Raw genomic sequence first — 18277 nt, 5'->3', positions numbered from 1 at the left:
GAGGTTATATGTTCGATTTTTCACAGCCCGTCGATCGTCACGGCACCTGGTGCACCCAGTGGGACTACGTCGCCGACCGCTTCGGTACTGACGATCTGCTGCCATTTACCATCTCCGATATGGATTTCCCCACCGCCCCCTGTATCCTGGAAGCGATGCAGCAGCGCCTGAATCACGGCGTGCTGGGCTACAGCCGCTGGCAACAGCCCGACTTCACCGGCGCCATCCAATACTGGATGTCCAGCCGCTTCGCAAGCCAGGTAGCGCCACAGCAGCTCGTCTACGGACCGTCGGTTATCTATATGGTTTCCCAGCTTATCCGTCAGTGGAGTCGCGAGGGGGATGAGGTGTTGATTCATACCCCAGCCTACGACGCCTTTTATAAAACGGTTGAAGGCAATCAGCGCCAGGTACTGAGCGCGCCGCTGCGCCTGAACCAGGGTGAATGGCAGTGCGATATGGCGGAGCTGGAGCAACTGCTGGCGCGCGACCGCTGTACCCTGATGCTGCTGTGCAGCCCCCATAACCCTACCGGCAAAGTGTGGCGGCGTCAGGAGCTGGAACAGATGGCGCAGCTGTGCGAGCGCCATGGGGTGCGCGTTATCAGCGATGAAATTCATATGGATATGACCTGGAATGGTGCGCAACACATTCCGTGGTGTCAGGTGGCGGGCCGCGGAGACTGGGCGCTGCTCAGTTCGGCGTCCAAGAGCTTTAATATTCCGGCCCTGACCGGCGCCTGGGGCATTATCGCCGGGGATAACGCACGGGAGCATTATCTGACGGCGCTGAAGAGTCGCGACGGCCTCTCTTCCCCCGCCGTGCTGGCGCTGGTCGCCCATATCGCCGCCTATCGCGAAGGCGCGCCCTGGCTGGATGCCCTGCGTGAATATCTGATGGGAAATCTGCGCTGGGTATCTGACACCTTAAATAACGCCTTCCCCGCGCTTAACTGGTCTGTGCCCCAGGCGACCTATCTGGCCTGGCTGGATCTGCGCCCGCTGGGGCTTGACGATGCGGCACTACAGGAGAGGCTGATCGGTCAGCAAAAGGTCGCCATTATGCCCGGTGACACTTATGGCCCCGAAGGCGCCGGTTTTCTGCGCCTGAATGTCGGCTGTCCGCGGGTCAAACTGGAGCAAGGCGTCACGCGGCTGATTGCGGGTATAACGTCGCTACTGTGATGGAAGACAAATCATTACTTTTCTTTAAGGGAAATCTTAACAAGTAGCCACACTCATACGCCCGTTCTGGCATGATACTCCCGAGGTTCGACACAACCTCTGTTACATGCCAAACCCTTTTCATTAGCCGACCTGTGTCATGCAGGTCGGCACTTTTTTGCCAATAAAAAACCAGCCCGAAGGCTGGCAAAAGAGGCGGCTATATACGGCGAAGGTCATTGGCTGGTCTCACCGTGACCTGCGGGCGTTGTGTCCCAACACATGGGCAGACCATTTCCGCCCCGTCTTTAGACGGGAGCGCCGACGAATCCATGTTAATTTAGTTGATATTCCAGTGCGATACGAAGCCTGAGAGAACCTGGCTCCGTTGTCGGATGCGCCGGAACGGCGCGACTGCAGTGCCACCAGACAGGATGTACCTGGAATGATGGCCTGCAGGCAATATAACAACCCAACTAAGATTTTTCCATGATTTTAGTATTAAATATATGTTAAATGTCTTTATTAATTAGTATCTTGCTGGTTATTCAACCATTTTCGCCATTGGCGAGTCAGATTTTGCCGGGTAGCGGATGTCGATTTCACCCTAAACCCTTATACTGTAGCGCACCGTAAAGCAGACTAAAGAGTGCGACCATGATTGACTCCTCCCTCCCGTTAACCGACCTGCATCGCCACCTCGACGGCAACATTCGCGCCGAAACCATTCTCGAGCTTGGCCGCGAGTTCAATCTGGCCCTGCCCGCCGATTCGCTGGAAGCGCTGCGCCCTCATGTCCAGGTCACTGAAACCCAGCCGGATCTGGTAAGTTTCCTGGCGAAGCTGGACTGGGGCGTGAAAGTCCTCGGCTCGCTGGAGGCCTGCCGCCGGGTGGCCAGGGAAAATGTGGAAGATGCCGCCCGCCAGGGGCTTCATTATGTGGAACTGCGCTTTTCGCCGCGCTATATGGCGATGACCCATCACCTGTCGGTGGCCGGCGTCGTGGAAGCGGTTATCGACGGCGTGCGCCAGGGCTGTCGCGACTACGGGGTCGAAGCCCGGCTGATCGGTATTCTGAGTCGCACCTTTGGCGAGGCCGCCTGTGAAGAGGAGCTGGAAGGACTGCTGAGCCACCGCGATCGCATTACCGCGCTGGATCTGGCGGGCGATGAGCGCGGCTTCCCCGGCCAGCTGTTCGTGGATCACTTCCGTCGCGCCCGCGACGCAGGCTGGCGCATTACGGTGCACGCTGGCGAAGCCGTCGGGCCGGAAAGCATCTGGCAGGCGATTCGCGAGCTGGGCGCCGAACGTATCGGTCACGGCGTGCGGGCCGTAGAGGATGCCGCGCTGATGGATTATCTGGCTGAACATCAGATAGGCATTGAGTCCTGCCTGACTTCGAATATTCAGACCAGTACCGTACCGAGCCTGGCACAGCATCCGCTGGCGCGTTTCCTGGATAGCGGCATTCTGGCGACCATCAACACCGACGACCCCGCCGTTCAGGGGGTGGAGATCCGCCACGAATATCTGCAGGCGGCTCCCCTGGCCGGGCTCAGCGCCGCCCAGGCTCGCCAGGCCCAGCAGAACGGCCTGACTATCGCCTTCCTGAGCGACGCCGAAAAACAGGCACTGCGCGCTAAAGTCGCCGCAGCCTGACCCTCACTGCCCGGCTTAACGGTCGGGCTGGTTCTGCTTCAGGCGCCGGGCGTAGCGCTGCGCCAGCACGGCGCACACCATCAGTTGAATCTGGTGAAAAATCATCAGCGGCAGTACCATCATTCCCACGCTGGCGGCCGGAAACAGCACATTCGCCATCGGCACGCCATTGGCCAGACTCTTCTTCGAACCACAAAACACAATGGTAATTTCATCTTCGGTGTTAAAACCAAACAACCGCGCCGCCAGGGTATTAACCACCAGTACCACCACCAGCAGCACCAGCGAACAGATCAACACCCACAGTAGCGCATAACCGGTAACCTGGTGCCAGATCCCTTCGCTCACCGCTTCGCTAAAGGCCACGTAAACCACCAGCAGGATCGACGAACGGTCGGTCAGATTGATCAGGCGACGATGGCGATCGACCCAGCCGCCAATCAGTGGCCGCGCCAGATGCCCCACCACAAAGGGCACCATCAGTTGCAGCACGATTTTGCCAATGGCGTGCAGCGTATCGGTATCCCCCTGCTGGGTATGTATCAACATCCCCACCAGCACCGGCGACAGAAAAATCCCCAGAATACTGGATGCCGAAGCGCTACACACCGCCGCCGCCACGTTGCCCCCAGCCACCGAGGTAAAGGCGATGGCCGACTGCACGGTAGCAGGCAGCGCACATAAATAGAGGAACCCCAGTACCAGCGGCGGGGGCAGAATGGTCGGGGGCAGCAGATTCATCGCCAGCCCCAGTAGCGGAAACAGCACGAAGGTGCTCAGGAACACCACCAGGTGCAGCCGCCAGTGTCCGGCACCGGCAACAATCGCCTCACGCGACAGCTTAGCGCCGTGCATAAAAAACAGCAGCGCAATCGCCGCCGTGGTCAGCATCTCAAAACCGTTTTGAATCTGCCCCTGAGCAGGGAACAGAGAAGCAATCACCACCACCCCAATCATGACCACTAAAAAGCGATCGATTTTCAGACGCTGTAACCAGCCCATCGTAAGTCCTTGTTGTTATTCATTCGGGCGATTGTAGCAATAGCGGCGGGAAAAGCGAGGGCAGCGGGACGCCGCCCCCGAATCTGTGGCGGGCTTAGATCAGGCTGAGGGTGGAACGATGTCGGGCGGAATCGATGCCAAGTTCAATCAGCTCCATGACCCGAATCGCCTGGCTGGCCGGAACCGGGTTTTCCCCCTGTCCATTCAGCGCATCGCGAATGGCGGCATAGTAAGCGGGATAGTTGCCGGGTACCGTCAGCAACGACTGTTCGGCCATCAGGTCGCCCTGGGCCAGTGTCAGAGTTCCGTCACGCATATCGTAGCCCCAGTCTTCCAGCGGCGGACGCTCGCCGACCTTCAGGCGATCTTCCTGGGGGTCCAGTCCCCATTTTACGTAGCTGCCACGGGTGCCGTGCACGATATAGCGCGCCGACTCCGCCGCCGCCAGCATCGAGGCATGCAGCACCACCCGCCGCTGCGGATAGTGCAACACCGCGTGGAAATAGTCCGTGGTCTGCGCACCAGGGCGTAATTGCGCCAGATCGACCGTCATGCTGACCGGCAGGCCAAACAGCACCAGCGCCTGGTCCAGAAGATGCGGCCCCAGATCGTACCAGATGCCGCTGCCTACGCCAGCCTGTTCACGCCAGCGATCGCGCACCTGCGGACGGAAGCGATCGAAGTGCGACTCCATATAGGCCACTTCCCCCAGAGAGCCCTCTTCAATCAGCTTTTTCAGCGTCAGGAAGTCGCTGTCCCAGCGGCGGTTGTGGAACACCGAAAGCAGCAGTCCGCGACTTTTAGCCAGAGACTCCAGCTCGCGGGCCTGTGACAGTGTCACCGTAAAAGGTTTATCCACCACCACATGCTTACCAGCCTCAAGGGCGGCCTTTGCCAGTGGATAATGGGTATCATTGGGTGTCGGGATAACGACTACATCAATCTGCGGATCGTTAAACAGCGCCTGGGGTGTGGCAACCACTGGCGTTGATGGCCAGTCGGCCTGCACTTTGGCTTCATCGCTGCTGGAGATTGCCGCCAGGGTCATGCCGACGGTACCGGCAATTAGCGGCGCGTGGAAGGTCTTACTGGCGTAGCCATAACCCATTAATCCGACTCGGATAGTGTCACTCATTACAGATTCTCTCCCGTTGGTGGACCCGGCCATTTCACACCATTCACTGCAACGCCTCAACCGCTGAGCCGCCAGACTGCGTATTTTAGCGCTCCGGACAGCACCGCCATATCCGTTACAGCAACGTATTGAAACTTAAAAATCAATAAAATAGAGAGTTGTGAAAAATTTTCTAACCATTTGAATTACAGGTTACAAGATACCCGCGAGATCATGAGTCTCCATTGCGTAGCCGCTCGCCTCCCGGCGTTGCTCTGTTCAATTCTGGTCAGTTACCCGAACCGGTCTGGCGCTTCCCGGAGCAGGCCTGGTAGTATTTTCCAGGAATTGGCTTATAATCCCCGCGGCGTCGTATTCCGGCGCCGCTGTTGTCTATGATTTCCGGAGGAAAAATGACCATCACTCAGGCACCGCGTATCGGAGGCTGGCTCTATATTCCCCTCGCCTGGCTATTGCTGACGCTGCTCAGCACCGGGGTCGCGCTGGCGCTGTATGCGATGGTTTTGATCTCTGCTGATGCGCATCAGGCCATCCGTCTGCATAGCGGCGGTCAGATCTCTCTCTGGTATCTGTCGCTGTTCAGCACCCTGGTGATGTGGTGTTATACGCTGTGGCTGGCCATCGCCTTCTTTAAGCGGCGCGGGCTGGTGCGTAAACACTATATTGTCTGGCTCCTGATTGGCGTGCTGCTGGCGCTGAAGAGTTTTGCGTTTTCACCCATTAGCGATGAACTGGCGCTGCGCCAGTTGCTGTTCCCGCTGCTCGCAGCCGCGATACTTGCGCCCTGCTTCCGGCGCTCCGCCCGGGTAAAAAACACATTTGTTAATCCATAAAATAACCCCACAGAGTTGCGGTTGTCGCTATCGGTCATTTGGCCGATAATAGGCGGCTTTTTTTAATTCAGGTCGAATCATGGCTGACTATCTGCTTTTGTTTATCGGTACCGTTCTGGTCAATAACTTCGTTCTGGTGAAGTTCCTTGGCCTGTGCCCGTTTATGGGGGTATCGAAAAAGCTGGAGACGGCGATTGGCATGGGACTGGCGACCACGTTCGTAATGACCCTGGCCACCGTCTGCTCGTGGCTAATTAACACTTTTGTACTGGTCCCTCTGGATCTGCTCTACCTGCGCACCATGTCATTTATTCTGGTGATCGCCGTCGTGGTGCAGTTCACCGAAATGGTGGTGCGTAAAACCAGCCCGGCCCTGTACCGTCTGCTCGGCATCTTCCTGCCGCTGATCACCACCAACTGCGCGGTGCTGGGAGTGGCGCTGCTGAGCATCAACCTGAATCACAGCTTCCTGCAGTCCGCCCTGTATGGCTTTTCAGCCGCCGTAGGCTTTTCGCTGGTGATGGTGCTGTTCGCCTCGATTCGCGAACGTCTGGCGGTGGCTAACGTGCCGCTGCCCTTTAAAGGCAACGCCATTGCGCTAATCACCGCAGGACTGATGTCTCTTGCCTTTATGGGCTTTAGCGGTCTGGTAAAATTCTGATGAGTATGATCGCGATTGCCGTTCTGGTTCTGACCCTGCTGGCCCTGGTGTTCGGCCTGCTACTGGGCTACGCCTCGCGTCGCTTTGCGGTGGAAGAAGATCCGATAGTCGATAAAATTGACGAACTTCTTCCCCAGAGCCAGTGCGGACAGTGCGGCTATCCCGGCTGCCGCCCTTACGCGGAAGCGGTCGGTAATAACGGCGAGAATATTAACCGCTGCGCTCCCGGTGGCGAAGCGGTTATGAACAAGATAGCTACGCTGCTGAATGTGGATCCCCAACCCATTGACGGCGATGACGAAGCCGCCCAGCCGGTACGTATGCTGGCGGTCATTGATGAGAACAACTGTATCGGCTGTACCAAGTGCATTCAGGCCTGCCCGGTGGACGCCATTGTCGGCGCCACCCGCGCCATGCACACCGTGGTCAGCGACCTGTGCACCGGCTGTAACCTGTGCGTCGATCCCTGCCCCACGCACTGCATTGAGCTGCTTCCGGCCCCCACTACGCCCGATAACTGGAAATGGGATTTGAACACCATTCCGGTGCGCGTGATTCCGACAGAACAACATGCTTAAGTTATTTTCCGCCTTCAGAAAAGAGAAAATCTGGGATTTCCACGGCGGGATTCATCCCCCGGAAATGAAAACCCAGTCCAGCGGCGCCCCGCTACGTCAGGTGCCGCTACCGTCACGGCTGGTGATTCCGCTGAAGCAGCATATCGGCCAGCAGGGCGAACTATGCGTCGCCGTGGGTGACAGCGTGCTGCGCGGCCAGCCGTTAACCCGGGGCAATGGCCGTATGCTACCGGTGCACGCGCCGACCTCGGGCACCGTGACGGCCATTGAGCCCCATGTTGCCGCCCATCCTTCTGGACTGATGGAGCCCGCCATCGTCATCGAAGCCGATGGCGAGGATCGCTGGATCCCACTGGAAGGCTGGAGCGACTATCGGCACCAGAGCCGGGAGGCGCTAATCGCCCGAATCCACCGGTTCGGCGTCGCCGGGCTGGGCGGTGCGGGCTTCCCTACCGGCGTCAAACTACAGGGCGGCGGAGAGGCGATTAAAACCCTGATCATTAACGCCGCTGAATGCGAACCCTATATCACCGCCGATGACCGTCTGATGCAGGATTGCGCCGCGCAGATCGTCGAAGGTATCCGCATTCTGGCCCATATTCTGCAACCGCGCGAAACCCTGATCGGTATTGAGGATAACAAGCCTCAGGCCATTTCGATGCTGCGCGCGGTACTGGCGGATGCCCACGATATTCAACTGCGGGTGATCCCCACCAAATATCCTTCCGGCGGTGCCAAACAGCTTACCCAGATACTGACCGGACACCAGGTTCCCCACGGCGGACGTTCGTCTGATATCGGCGTACTGATGCAGAACGTCGGGACCGCTTATGCGGTGAAACGCGCGGTGATTGACGGCGAGCCGCTGACTGAGCGCGTAGTCACTCTGACCGGCGAAGCAGTAGAGCGCCCTGGTAACGTCTGGGCGCGGCTGGGTACTCCGGTGCAGCATCTGCTGGATTTTGCCGGTTTTCGCGCCAGTCAGAAGCCGATGGTAATTATGGGCGGCCCGCTGATGGGCTTTACTCTGCCCTCGCTGTCAGCGCCAGTGGTCAAGATCACCAACTGCCTGCTGGCTCCCTCCGCCAGTGAGATGGGCGAGGAACGCCCCGAACAAAATTGTATTCGCTGCAGCGCCTGCGCCGATGCCTGCCCTGCCGATCTGCTGCCCCAGCAGCTCTACTGGTTCAGTAAGGGACAGCAGCACGATAAAGCCACGGCGCACCATCTGTCCGACTGCATTGAATGCGGCGCCTGCGCCTGGGTCTGCCCCAGCGATATTCCGCTGGTACAGTACTTCCGTCAGGAAAAAGCGGAAATCCGCGCCATCGCCGATGAAGCCCGACGCGCCGCCGAGGCAAAAGCGCGCTTTGAGGCGCGCCAGCAGCGCCTTGAGCGTGAAAAAGCGGCCCGTAAGGATCGCCATAAGCAGGCCGCGGCACAGCCCTCCACTGGCGATAAAGACGCTATCCAGGCCGCGCTGGCCCGGGTGAAGGCAAAAAAAGCCGATGCCGCACAGCCGGTGGAAGTTCAGGCTGGCACCCAACCGGATAACAGCAGCGTTATCGCCGCGCGAGAAGCCCGCAAAGCCGAAGCCAGGGCACGTAAAGCGCAGCAAAACGAAGCCCCTGCCGCCGCTGATGCCGATCCGCGTAAGGCCGCGGTGGAAGCCGCTATCGCCCGCGCCAAAGCCCGCAAGGCCGCGCAGAATCAGGCCCAGCCGGAACAAACCGAGGAGAGCGCGGCTGAACAGCCCGCCGCCGATCCGCGTAAGGCCGCGGTAGAAGCCGCTATCGCCCGCGCCAAAGCCCGCAAGGCCGCGCAGAATCAGGCCCAGCCGGAACAAACCGAGGAGAGCGCGGCTGAACAGCCCGCCGCCGATCCGCGTAAGGCCGCGGTAGAAGCCGCTATCGCCCGCGCCAAAGCCCGCAAGGCCGCGCAGAATCAGGCCCAGCCGGAACAGGCTGAGGAGAGCGCGGCTGAACAGCCCGCCGCCGATCCGCGTAAGGCCGCGGTAGAAGCCGCTATCGCCCGCGCCGAAGCCCGCAAGGCCACGCAGAATCAGGCTCAGCCGGAACAGGCTGAGGAGAGCGCGGCTGAACAGCCCGCCGCCGATCCGCGCAAGGCCGCGGTAGAAGCCGCTATCGCCCGGGTTAAAGCACGTAAAGCCGCACAGCAGCAAGTGGTCCACGAGGAATAAATGGTTTTCAGAATCGCAAGCTCCCCCTATACCCACAACCAGCGCCAGACCTCGCGCATAATGATGCTGGTTATTCTGGCCTGTATCCCGGGGATCGCTACACAGCTCTGGTTCTTCGGCTGGGGAACCCTTATCCAGTTGATACTGGCCGCTGCTGCTGCGGTCTCAGCCGAAGCGTTGGTCATCAGACTCCGTCATCAGTCCTCCGCCATTCTCGGGGATAATTCGGCCCTGCTGACCGGTCTGCTGCTGGGCATTAGCGTTCCGCCGCTGGCCCCCTGGTGGATAGTGGTACTCGGCACCGTATTTGCCGTGATCATTGCTAAACAGCTCTATGGCGGCCTGGGCAACAATCCGTTTAACCCGGCGATGATTGGCTATGTCGTGCTGCTTATCTCCTTCCCGGTTCAGATGACCAGTTGGTTGCCGCCCCAGAGCCTGGCCGCTTCGGTTCCCGGGCTCGTCGACGCGCTAAGCGTGATTTTTCGCGGCCAGACCCCGGACGGTCTGACGATGAACGCCCTGCGTATGGGTATCGACGGCATTAGCCAGGCCACGCCGCTGGATACCTTTAAGACCGGCCTGCACGCCGGACAGAGCGCGGAAAACCTGCTTCAGACGCCGATCTACGGTGGCCTGCTGGCGGGCGTGGGCTGGCAGTGGGTCAACCTTGCTTATCTGGCAGGCGGTCTGTTCCTGCTGTGGCGTAACGCCATCCGCTGGCACATTCCGCTGGCCTTTCTGGCGTCGCTGCTGGTGTGCTCTACCCTGGGCTGGTGGTTTGCCCCAGAGAGCTGCGCCTCGCCGCTGATACACCTGTTTTCCGGAGCCACTATGCTTGGCGCCTTTTTTATCCTGACGGATCCGGTGACCGCTTCCACCACCAACCGTGGCCGCCTGCTGTTCGGTGCGCTGGCGGGGCTGCTGGTCTGGCTGATCCGCACCTGGGGCGGTTATCCGGATGGCGTGGCCTTCGCCGTACTGCTGGCCAATATTACCGTGCCGTTAATCGATCACTACACCCGCCCCAGGGTTTATGGTCACCGCTAAGGAGTCGCTATGCTGAAGACCATACAGAAACATGGCGTCACCCTGGCGCTGTTTGCCGCGCTGACAACCGGCCTGACGGCGGTCGTCAACCAACTGACCAAAACCACTATTGCCAGACAAAGCGCAAGCCAGCAGAAACAGTTGTTCGACCAGGTCATTCCCCCGGAGCGCTACGATAACGACCCGCAGCAGAGCTGTTATCTGATTAGCGACCCGCAGCTCGGCGCCGGCGAGCACCGCCTGTATGTAGCGCGTAAAGGCGGACAGCCAGTAGGGGTTATCATGGAAGCCACGGCGCCGGACGGATACTCCGGCGCCATTCAGCTACTGGTCGGCGCTGATTTTAGCGGCACCGTTCTTGGCACCCGGGTAACCGAACACCATGAAACGCCGGGACTGGGTGATAAGATAGAGCTTAGCCGTAGCGACTGGATCACCGGCTTTAGCGATCGGAAGATTGAAGGCGCCGGGGATCCCCGCTGGGCGGTGAAAAAGGATGGCGGCCAGTTCGATCAGTTTACCGGCGCCACCATTACCCCACGCGCCATAGTGAATGCCGTAAAACGCGCGGGGCTGTTTGCCGAAACGCTACCGGCGCGGCTTGACCAGTTATCCACCTGCGGAGAGAGCCATGAGTAATATCAAACAGATCTTTGCCGACGGGCTGTGGAAAAATAACTCAGCGCTGGTGCAGCTGCTGGGGCTGTGCCCGCTGCTGGCCGTTACCTCCACCGCCACCAACGCTCTGGGGCTGGGGCTGGCCACCACCCTGGTGCTGACGCTCACCAATACGTCGGTATCCGCGCTGCGACGCTGGATGCCGCCCGCGGTGCGTATTCCCATCTATGTGATGATTATCGCTTCGGTGGTGAGCGTGGTACAGATGTTGATCAACGCCTTCGCCTTTGGCCTGTATCAGTCGCTGGGGATCTTTATCCCGCTGATTGTCACCAACTGCATCGTGGTGGGCCGTGCCGAGGCCTTCGCCGCCCGTAACGGCGTCTTCCATTCGGCGCTGGACGGTCTGGCCATCGGCCTGGGCGCCACCAGTGCGATGTTTGTGCTGGGCGCGCTGCGCGAAATTCTGGGTAACGGAACCCTGTTCGACGGCGCCGACGCGCTGCTGGGCGACTGGGCCCGGGTATTGCGGGTGGAGGTCTTCCATATGGATAGCCCCTTCCTGCTGGCGATGCTACCGCCCGGCGCCTTTATCGGGCTGGGCCTGTTACTGGCTGCCAAGTATCTTATTGACGAGAAAATGAAGGCGCGCCGTGCTCAGGCTTCCGGCGCGGCGATTCCAGGGACCCCGGAGAAAGCCTCATGAACAAAGCGAAACGGCTGGAGATTTTGACCCGCCTGCAGGACAACAATCCCCACCCGACCACGGAGCTCAACTTCAGCTCCCCCTTCGAACTGCTGATTGCGGTACTGCTTTCGGCCCAGGCCACGGATGTTAGCGTCAATAAGGCCACCGCAAAGCTGTTTCCACGCGCAAACACGCCCCATACCATGCTGGCGTTGGGAGTGGACGGCGTCAAAGGGTACATCAAGACCATTGGGCTGTTTAACAGCAAGGCAGAGAACGTGATTAAAACCTGCCGTCTGCTGATCGACCTGCACGGCGGCGAAGTGCCGGAGGATCGCGCCGCGTTGGAGGCGCTGCCTGGGGTGGGCCGCAAGACCGCCAATGTGGTGCTGAACACCGCTTTTGGCTGGCCGACCATCGCCGTCGATACCCATATTTTCCGGGTCTGTAACCGTACCGGTTTTGCGCCGGGCAAAAACGTTGAGCAGGTGGAAGAGAAACTGCTGAAGGTGGTGCCCACAGAATTTAAAGTGGACTGCCACCACTGGTTGATTCTTCATGGCCGCTACACCTGCATTGCCCGCAAACCGCGCTGTGGCTCCTGCCTGATCGAAGATCTCTGTGAATTTAAAGAAAAAGTGTATCCCTGACGCTTACCCCCTCTTTCATGGGGGGTACTCTCCTGCATCGCCATTCCCAAAAGATTCTGTTATCGACGAAGCACTGACCGGCGCGATCCCGTGAAAAACCACTTCAGGTGGTAGATTGTTTTTTTTCATTAGCAATTTTCTATAGATTCGTGACTGAGATCACACTGATAACATATTGTTAAATTTATGTTCTTTTTGGACAGGTAACTCATTGCTATTATTAGTGATTATTATTTGATAGCGACAGATATAACCAGACTTTTCCAAAAAGATGGTCTGATACACCATCTTTACGCTTTAACACCAGGACATATCACCACAAGATACAAAAATGCGCGGAAAATAAGATAAAAATACAACCAACTGCCATTTCATAAAATTTAACGCTGAATAACATTCATGGTAGCCGAGCTTTATTCCATTAAGGGCATGTGTAACAAGGTGTGTCAAAAGCCTTGCCTGATGCCTCAGGATAGGGAACATTACCTCCCGTTTTCCCTCCCAATATAAGAAAAAGCGCAACCGCAAAGCGGAAATACGCGAATGGCTTCTTCGTTAAATCGGAGATTAAAAAAAGAGGTATATGTGTCAACTGCAAACAAAAAACCAGCAGAAAGCGTTAGCCTGAACGCTTTTAAGCAACCGAAATCTTTCTATCTCATCTTTTCTATCGAATTATGGGAACGTTTCGGATACTACGGCCTTCAGGGGATTATGGCGGTCTACCTGGTCCGCCAGCTGGGTATGTCCGAAGGCGACTCCATCACGCTTTTCTCCTCTTTCAGCGCGCTGGTCTATGGCCTGGTCGCTATTGGCGGCTGGCTGGGTGACAAAGTACTGGGTACCAAACGCGTCATTCTGCTGGGCGCCATCGTTCTGGCGCTGGGTTACGCTCTGGTCGCCTGGTCCGGCCATGATGCCGCCGTGGTCTATGCCGGTATGGCGACTATCGCCGTGGGTAACGGCCTGTTTAAGGCTAACCCCTCCGCCCTGCTTTCTACCTGCTATGACAAAGACGACCCGCGTCTCGACGGCGCCTTCACCATGTACTACATGGCGATCAATATCGGTTCGTTCTTCTCAATGCTGGCGACGCCGTGGCTGGCCGCAGAATTCGGCTGGAGCGTGGCCTTTGCGCTGAGCGTAGTGGGTATGCTGATAACCGTGGTCAACTTCCTGTTCTGCCGCGGCTGGGTAAAGCAGTACGGTTCCAAACCGGACTTCGAACCGCTGCATTTCGGCAAACTGCTGGCGACGCTGGCGGGTGTTGTGGTGCTGGTGGCTATCGCCACCTGGCTGCTGCATAACCAGGGGATCGCACGTATCGCGCTGGGCGTTATCGCGCTGGGCATCGTCCTGATCTTTGCCAAAGAGACCTTCTCTATGCACGGCACCGCGCGTCGCCGTATGATCGTCGCCTTTGTCCTGATGCTGCAGGCGGTTGTCTTCTTCGTACTCTACAGCCAGATGCCGACCTCTCTGAACTTCTTTGCGATTCGCAACGTTGAGCACTCCATTCTGGGCATCGCCTTCGAGCCGGAACAGTATCAGGCCCTGAACCCGTTCTGGATCATGGTCGCCAGCCCGATTCTGGCCGCTATCTATAACAAGATGGGTGATCGCCTGCCGATGCCGCACAAATTCGCCATCGGTATGGTGCTGTGCTCCGGGGCTTTCCTGGTACTGCCGCTGGGTACGAAGTTCGCGACCGAGGCCGGTATTGTTTCCGTTAACTGGCTGATTCTGAGCTATGCGCTGCAGAGTATCGGCGAGCTGATGATCTCTGGCCTGGGCCTTGCCATGGTGGCGCAGCTGGTTCCTCAGCGCCTGATGGGTTTCATTATGGGTAGCTGGTTCCTGACCACGGCGGGCGCCGCCATTATCGCGGGTAAAGTTGCTAACCTGATGGCGGTTCCGGAAAACGTGACCGACCCGCTGGTTTCCCTGGAGGTGTATGGCCGCGTGTTCCTGCAGATTGGTGTGGTCACCGCCATTATCGCCGCCCTGATGATGCTGGCAGCGCCCCTGCTGAACCGCATGACTCAGGACAGCGAAGAGGCTAAACAGACCGAGCAGGCCACTGCCTGATAGCACCCTGTTTTGATCAGAAAGCCGCTGGCGTCACGCCAGCGGCTTTTTTTTTATCCGGCAGCGCACTAACATAGGTTATCTTTCAGGCCGTTCACCTAAGGAGTGACCGATGAAACTGTTTTACAAAGCCGGCGCCTGCTCTCTCTCCCCCCATATCGTGCTACGCGAAACCGGGATGGACTTCACCCTGGTGAAGGTAGATCTTGCCGCAAAGCAGACAGAAGGCGGGTCCAGCTTCTACGACATTAACCCCAAAGGCCAGGTACCGGCGCTGGAGCTGGACGACGGCACCATTCTGACCGAAGGCGTGGCTATCGTGCAGTATCTGGCGGATAAGGTGGCCGACCGGCAGCTGCTGGCGCCTGTCGGCAGCGTGAAACGCTACCAGACCCTGGCATGGCTGAATTATATCGCCACCGAGCTGCACAAGGGCTTTACGCCGCTGTTCCGTCCAAACACCCCGGAAGATTACAAGCCACTGGCGCGTCAGGCGCTGGAAGAAAAATTTGGCTATGTGGATGCCTCACTGAAGGAGAAAACATGGCTGATGGGTCAACGCTTTACGGTGGCAGACGCCTATCTGTTTACCGTACTGCGCTGGGCCCAGGCGCTGAAGCTGGATCTGACGGGGCTTAGCAATATTGAAGGCTTTATGCAGCGGATGAGCGAGCGCGAATCCGTGAAGGCCGCGCTGGCAGCGGAAAAAGCCAGCGCCTGAGAAAGCGCCGCTCTTACCCCCGGAGCGGCCTTGTTACCTATAGCGCGACGGCATTAAACCATTCGGACGGCGCCGCAATCTCATCCTGAGCAGCCACCACCTGCAGTTCATACTCTTCCATGCGCTTCGTGACCTGCATCAAACCGTATACCGCCGCAGTCACGTGTTCCAGCCCTGCCTTCAGGGCCGCGCCCTGTAACAGTTTTACCAGCATCAGACCGCTGGTGACATCGCCCACCCCAACCGGCTGACGCTCGCCGAAGTCTACCAGCGGACGACTGATATGCCAGGCTTCGCCGGCGGTAACCAGCAGCATCTCAAAGCCATGAGGATCGCGACCGGCGCGGGCCAGGTGTTTCACCAGCACAATTTTCGGTCCCTGACTGACCAGCTTGCGTGCCGCTGCGACCGCCTGTTCCACCGATGTGACATTGTCACCGCTTAACATCTCCAGTTCCAGCAGATTCGGGGCAATCATATCGCAGGCTGGCAACGAGTAGCGGGCATGAAATTCCGCTACGCCGGGCGCGACGATACAGCCTTTTTCCGGATGGCCCATCACCGGATCGCAAAACCACACCGCCTGAGGATTCGCCGCCTTTACCTGACGCACGATACGCAGGATATGCTCGCCCTGCTCCGCCGATCCCAGGTAGCCGCTCAGCACGGCGTCACAGCGCTTCAACTGGCCGATATTCTCGATACCCTGAACGATTTCACTCAGATGCTCGGGCGGCATCACACAACCTGTCCACTGCCCGTACTGAGTATGGTTAGAGAACTGAACGGTATTGAGCGGCCAGACATTGGAGCCCAGGCGACGCATGGGAAATTCCGCGGCGCTGTTGCCCGCATGGCCAAACACCACGTGGGACTGGATAGCGAGAATATTTTTCATAGTGTGAATCCGGGGAGTGTTTTTTTACCTGCCATAAATACAAAAAGGCGTGGGACAGTCCCACGCCTTTCAATCGTCAACGGGCGCCGCAAACGCGGGGTTTTACGACACCGGTGTTGCTCATCGTTATACTTGCAGTTACTTCCAGCATACCAGGCAGTAGTTTTTCTTGCCACGGCGCAGCAGCGTATAGCGCCCGAACAGGCGGTCAACGTCGCTGAAGGTATATTCCGGGTCGCTCTGCTTTTCACCGTTAATGGTGATAGCGTTCTGGGCGATGGTTTTACGCGCCTGGCCACGGGACGGCTGAAGCTCGGAATCCACCAGCGCCTGCTGCAGATCGGCGTTCTTTTCCAGTTCAATCATCGGCACGCCGTCCTGCGCCAGCTGAGCGAAATCCTCTTCGGTCAGGTCGCCCAGATTGCCGTTAAACAGGCTGCGGGTGATACGCTCGGCGGCAACCAGTCCCTGCTCGCCGTGCACCAGACGGGTCACTTCTTCGGCCAGTACGTACTGGGCGCGCGGCGCGGCACCGCTATTTTTATCTTCCTCTTCCAGCGCATTGATCTCTTCAATGCTCAAGAAGGTGAAGAACTTCAGGAAGCGGTATACGTCAGCGTCTGCGGTATTAATCCAGAACTGATAGAACTTATACGGGCTGGTCTTTTTCGGATCCAGCCATACCGCGCCGCCTTCGGTCTTACCGAACTTGGTACCGTCGGATTTGGTGATCAGAGGCACCGTCAGACCGAAGGCCTGTTTCTGATGCAGTCGGCGGGTCAGATCGATACCAGAGACGATGTTACCCCACTGGTCGGAGCCACCAATCTGCAGCACCACGTCGTGGCGCTCGTTCAGACAGGCAAAATCGTAACCCTGTAACAGGTTGTAGGCGAACTCGGTGAAGGAGATCCCCACGTCGTCGCGGTTAAGACGTTGCTTCACCGCTTCTTTGTTAATCATCTGGTTAACAGAGAAGTGTTTACCGATATCGCGCAGGAAAGTCAGCACGCTCATGCTGCCGAACCAGTCATAGTTGTTAGCGGCAATAGCGGCGTTATCGCCCTTTTCGAAGTCCAGGAAAGGCGCGACCTGGCGGCGGATTTTCTCAACCCACTCCTGCACCGTCTCTTCGGTGTTTAATTTGCGTTCGACCGCTTTAAAGCTGGGGTCGCCGATAAGCCCGGTGGCCCCGCCCACCAGCGCAACGGGCTTATGACCAGCCTGCTGGAAGCGCTTGAGGCAGAGTAACGGAACCAGATGGCCCAAATGCAAGCTGTCGGCGGTGGGATCGAAGCCGCAATAGAGTGCGATTGGCCCCTGCGCCAGTCGCTCTGCTAACGCTTCCTCATCCGTCACCTGGGCCACCAGGCCCCGCTCTTGCAATTGCTGAATCAGATTGCTTGCCATCAAATTCTCCATGTAAATACGACTGCACCTTTGCCGGTACACGGCTTTTCGCATGGGTTGCGAAAAAAGAGTGTTATTACCCAAAATAATTCAAGTGGCAGGAAGGCGGCAAGGGAGCGAATCCCCGGGAGCATAGCCGTACTATGTGACCGGGGTGAGCGAGCGCAGCCAACACACCTGCAGCTTGAAGAATGAAGGGTAATAGAATAAAGCGCCGGCCTCTACAGTACCAGCGCTATGCACAACAATTTCACGCTATCAGGGGGCCAGACGGTCAATTTGCCAGGCGTCTGCCTCACGGCGGTATAAAAAACGGTCATGGAGGCGATGTTCGCCCCCCTGCCAGAATTCAATCTGGTCCAGACTCACCCGGAAGCCGCCCCAGAAGCTGGGCAGCGGAATATCACCCTGACGAAACTTCTGGCGCAGTTCCAAAAATTTACTTTCCAGCACGCCACGCGCGGAAATACGGCTGGACTGTTTCGACACCCAGGCGCCGATCTGACTGTCGCGCGGGCGGCTGTGGAAATACTTCATCACTTCCAGCGTGGAGAGCCGTTCGGCATGGCCCTGTACGATCACCTGACGATCCAGCACATGCCAGGGAAAGAGCAGGCAGATCCGGGGATTCTGTTCGATTTGCTGCGCCTTGCGGCTGCCGAGATTGGTATAGAACACCATACCGCGTTCGTCGAAGTGTTTGAGCAGTACGATGCGCTGGAACGGCTGGCCGCTGGCATCGACGGTCGCCACCACCATGGCCGTGGGATCGGCCAGCCGCGCCTCACAGGCCTGGCTCAGCCAGCGTTCAAACAGCGGTAATGGGGCATCGGTCAGATCGCGACGACGCAGGCCGCCGCGGGTATATTCACGGCGCAGATGGGCTATCTTCTGTAAATCTTGCTGGTCAGACATGTGGATTC

At 58.2% G+C, this 18277-nt stretch carries 17 protein-coding genes; 12 read left to right on the top strand and 5 right to left on the bottom strand.

Annotated features, from left to right (window positions below; translation table 11 throughout):
• The first annotated feature begins 8 nt into the window (after positions 1–8).
• Together FEM41_RS16605 and add are read left to right on the top strand one after the other, a co-directional pair.
• On the top strand, positions 9–1184 hold the full coding sequence (locus FEM41_RS16605; protein ID WP_138097309.1) for a MalY/PatB family protein: 1176 nt from the start codon (positions 9–11) through the stop codon (positions 1182–1184).
• 636 nt (positions 1185–1820) lie between these two features.
• Positions 1821–2822 (top strand): adenosine deaminase, encoded by a 1002-nt coding sequence (add, locus tag FEM41_RS16600; RefSeq protein WP_138097308.1) that lies wholly within the window; start codon positions 1821–1823, stop codon positions 2820–2822.
• A 15-nt stretch (positions 2823–2837) separates the two neighbouring features.
• On the opposite strand, the gene FEM41_RS16595 is transcribed toward add, so the two are convergent.
• Positions 2838–3824, bottom strand: a complete 987-nt coding sequence (locus FEM41_RS16595; RefSeq protein WP_138097307.1) for a bile acid:sodium symporter family protein — start codon at positions 3822–3824, stop codon at positions 2838–2840.
• 94 nt (positions 3825–3918) lie between these two features.
• Positions 3919–4959, bottom strand: a complete 1041-nt coding sequence (locus tag FEM41_RS16590) for an oxidoreductase (RefSeq protein ID WP_138097306.1) — start codon at positions 4957–4959, stop codon at positions 3919–3921.
• A gap of 392 nt (positions 4960–5351) precedes the next feature.
• Here FEM41_RS16590 and FEM41_RS16585 point away from each other — a divergent pair, with 392 nt between their 5' ends.
• From FEM41_RS16585 to gstA, 10 genes are all read left to right on the top strand, one after another.
• A complete protein-coding gene (locus tag FEM41_RS16585; protein ID WP_138097305.1) occupies positions 5352–5792 on the top strand; it encodes a DUF2569 domain-containing protein in 441 nt (146 codons plus the stop codon).
• Between the two features lie 79 nt (positions 5793–5871).
• A complete protein-coding gene (gene rsxA, locus FEM41_RS16580; protein WP_138097304.1) occupies positions 5872–6453 on the top strand; it encodes an electron transport complex subunit RsxA in 582 nt (193 codons plus the stop codon).
• On the top strand, positions 6453–7031 hold the full coding sequence (gene rsxB / locus FEM41_RS16575; RefSeq protein ID WP_138097303.1) for an electron transport complex subunit RsxB: 579 nt from the start codon (positions 6453–6455) through the stop codon (positions 7029–7031). Before rsxA ends, rsxB begins: the two co-directional genes overlap by 1 nt.
• Positions 7024–9231 carry an electron transport complex subunit RsxC gene (gene rsxC, locus FEM41_RS16570; protein ID WP_138097302.1) on the top strand — a complete coding sequence of 736 codons (2208 nt, stop codon included), beginning with the start codon at positions 7024–7026 and terminating at the stop codon, positions 9229–9231. The genes rsxB and rsxC overlap by 8 nt, the downstream gene beginning before the upstream one ends.
• A complete protein-coding gene (rsxD, locus tag FEM41_RS16565) occupies positions 9232–10281 on the top strand; it encodes an electron transport complex subunit RsxD (protein WP_138097301.1) in 1050 nt (349 codons plus the stop codon).
• 9 nt (positions 10282–10290) lie between these two features.
• A complete protein-coding gene (rsxG, locus tag FEM41_RS16560; protein WP_138097300.1) occupies positions 10291–10920 on the top strand; it encodes an electron transport complex subunit RsxG in 630 nt (209 codons plus the stop codon).
• Positions 10913–11605, top strand: coding sequence for an electron transport complex subunit E (locus tag FEM41_RS16555; protein WP_138097299.1), 693 nt, complete (start codon positions 10913–10915; stop codon positions 11603–11605). Before rsxG ends, FEM41_RS16555 begins: the two co-directional genes overlap by 8 nt.
• Complete coding sequence (gene nth / locus FEM41_RS16550) at positions 11602–12237, top strand: endonuclease III (protein ID WP_138097298.1); 636 nt, start codon at positions 11602–11604, stop codon at positions 12235–12237. Before FEM41_RS16555 ends, nth begins: the two co-directional genes overlap by 4 nt.
• A gap of 585 nt (positions 12238–12822) precedes the next feature.
• Positions 12823–14325: a dipeptide/tripeptide permease DtpA gene (gene dtpA, locus FEM41_RS16545; protein WP_138097297.1), complete on the top strand. Its 1503-nt coding sequence runs from the start codon at positions 12823–12825 to the stop codon at positions 14323–14325.
• A 112-nt stretch (positions 14326–14437) separates the two neighbouring features.
• Positions 14438–15046, top strand: coding sequence for a glutathione transferase GstA (gstA, locus tag FEM41_RS16540; RefSeq protein WP_138097296.1), 609 nt, complete (start codon positions 14438–14440; stop codon positions 15044–15046).
• A gap of 37 nt (positions 15047–15083) precedes the next feature.
• On the opposite strand, the gene pdxY is transcribed toward gstA, so the two are convergent.
• The 3 genes from pdxY to pdxH form a co-directional block, all read right to left on the bottom strand.
• Positions 15084–15944: a pyridoxal kinase PdxY gene (gene pdxY / locus FEM41_RS16535; protein ID WP_138097295.1), complete on the bottom strand. Its 861-nt coding sequence runs from the start codon at positions 15942–15944 to the stop codon at positions 15084–15086.
• A gap of 138 nt (positions 15945–16082) precedes the next feature.
• The gene (gene tyrS / locus FEM41_RS16530; protein ID WP_168198874.1) at positions 16083–17357 is read right to left on the bottom strand and encodes a tyrosine--tRNA ligase; all 1275 of its coding nucleotides are present in this window, start codon (positions 17355–17357) and stop codon (positions 16083–16085) included.
• Between the two features lie 255 nt (positions 17358–17612).
• Complete coding sequence (gene pdxH, locus FEM41_RS16525) at positions 17613–18269, bottom strand: pyridoxamine 5'-phosphate oxidase (protein WP_138097293.1); 657 nt, start codon at positions 18267–18269, stop codon at positions 17613–17615.
• Positions 18270–18277: the final 8 nt, after the last annotated feature.

The sequence above is a fragment of the Jejubacter calystegiae genome, from assembly GCF_005671395.1.
Taxonomy (GTDB): Bacteria; Pseudomonadota; Gammaproteobacteria; order Enterobacterales; family Enterobacteriaceae; genus Jejubacter; species Jejubacter calystegiae.
The sequence above is the reverse complement of the archived record's forward strand: the minus strand, read 5'-3'. Positions and strand labels throughout refer to the sequence as shown.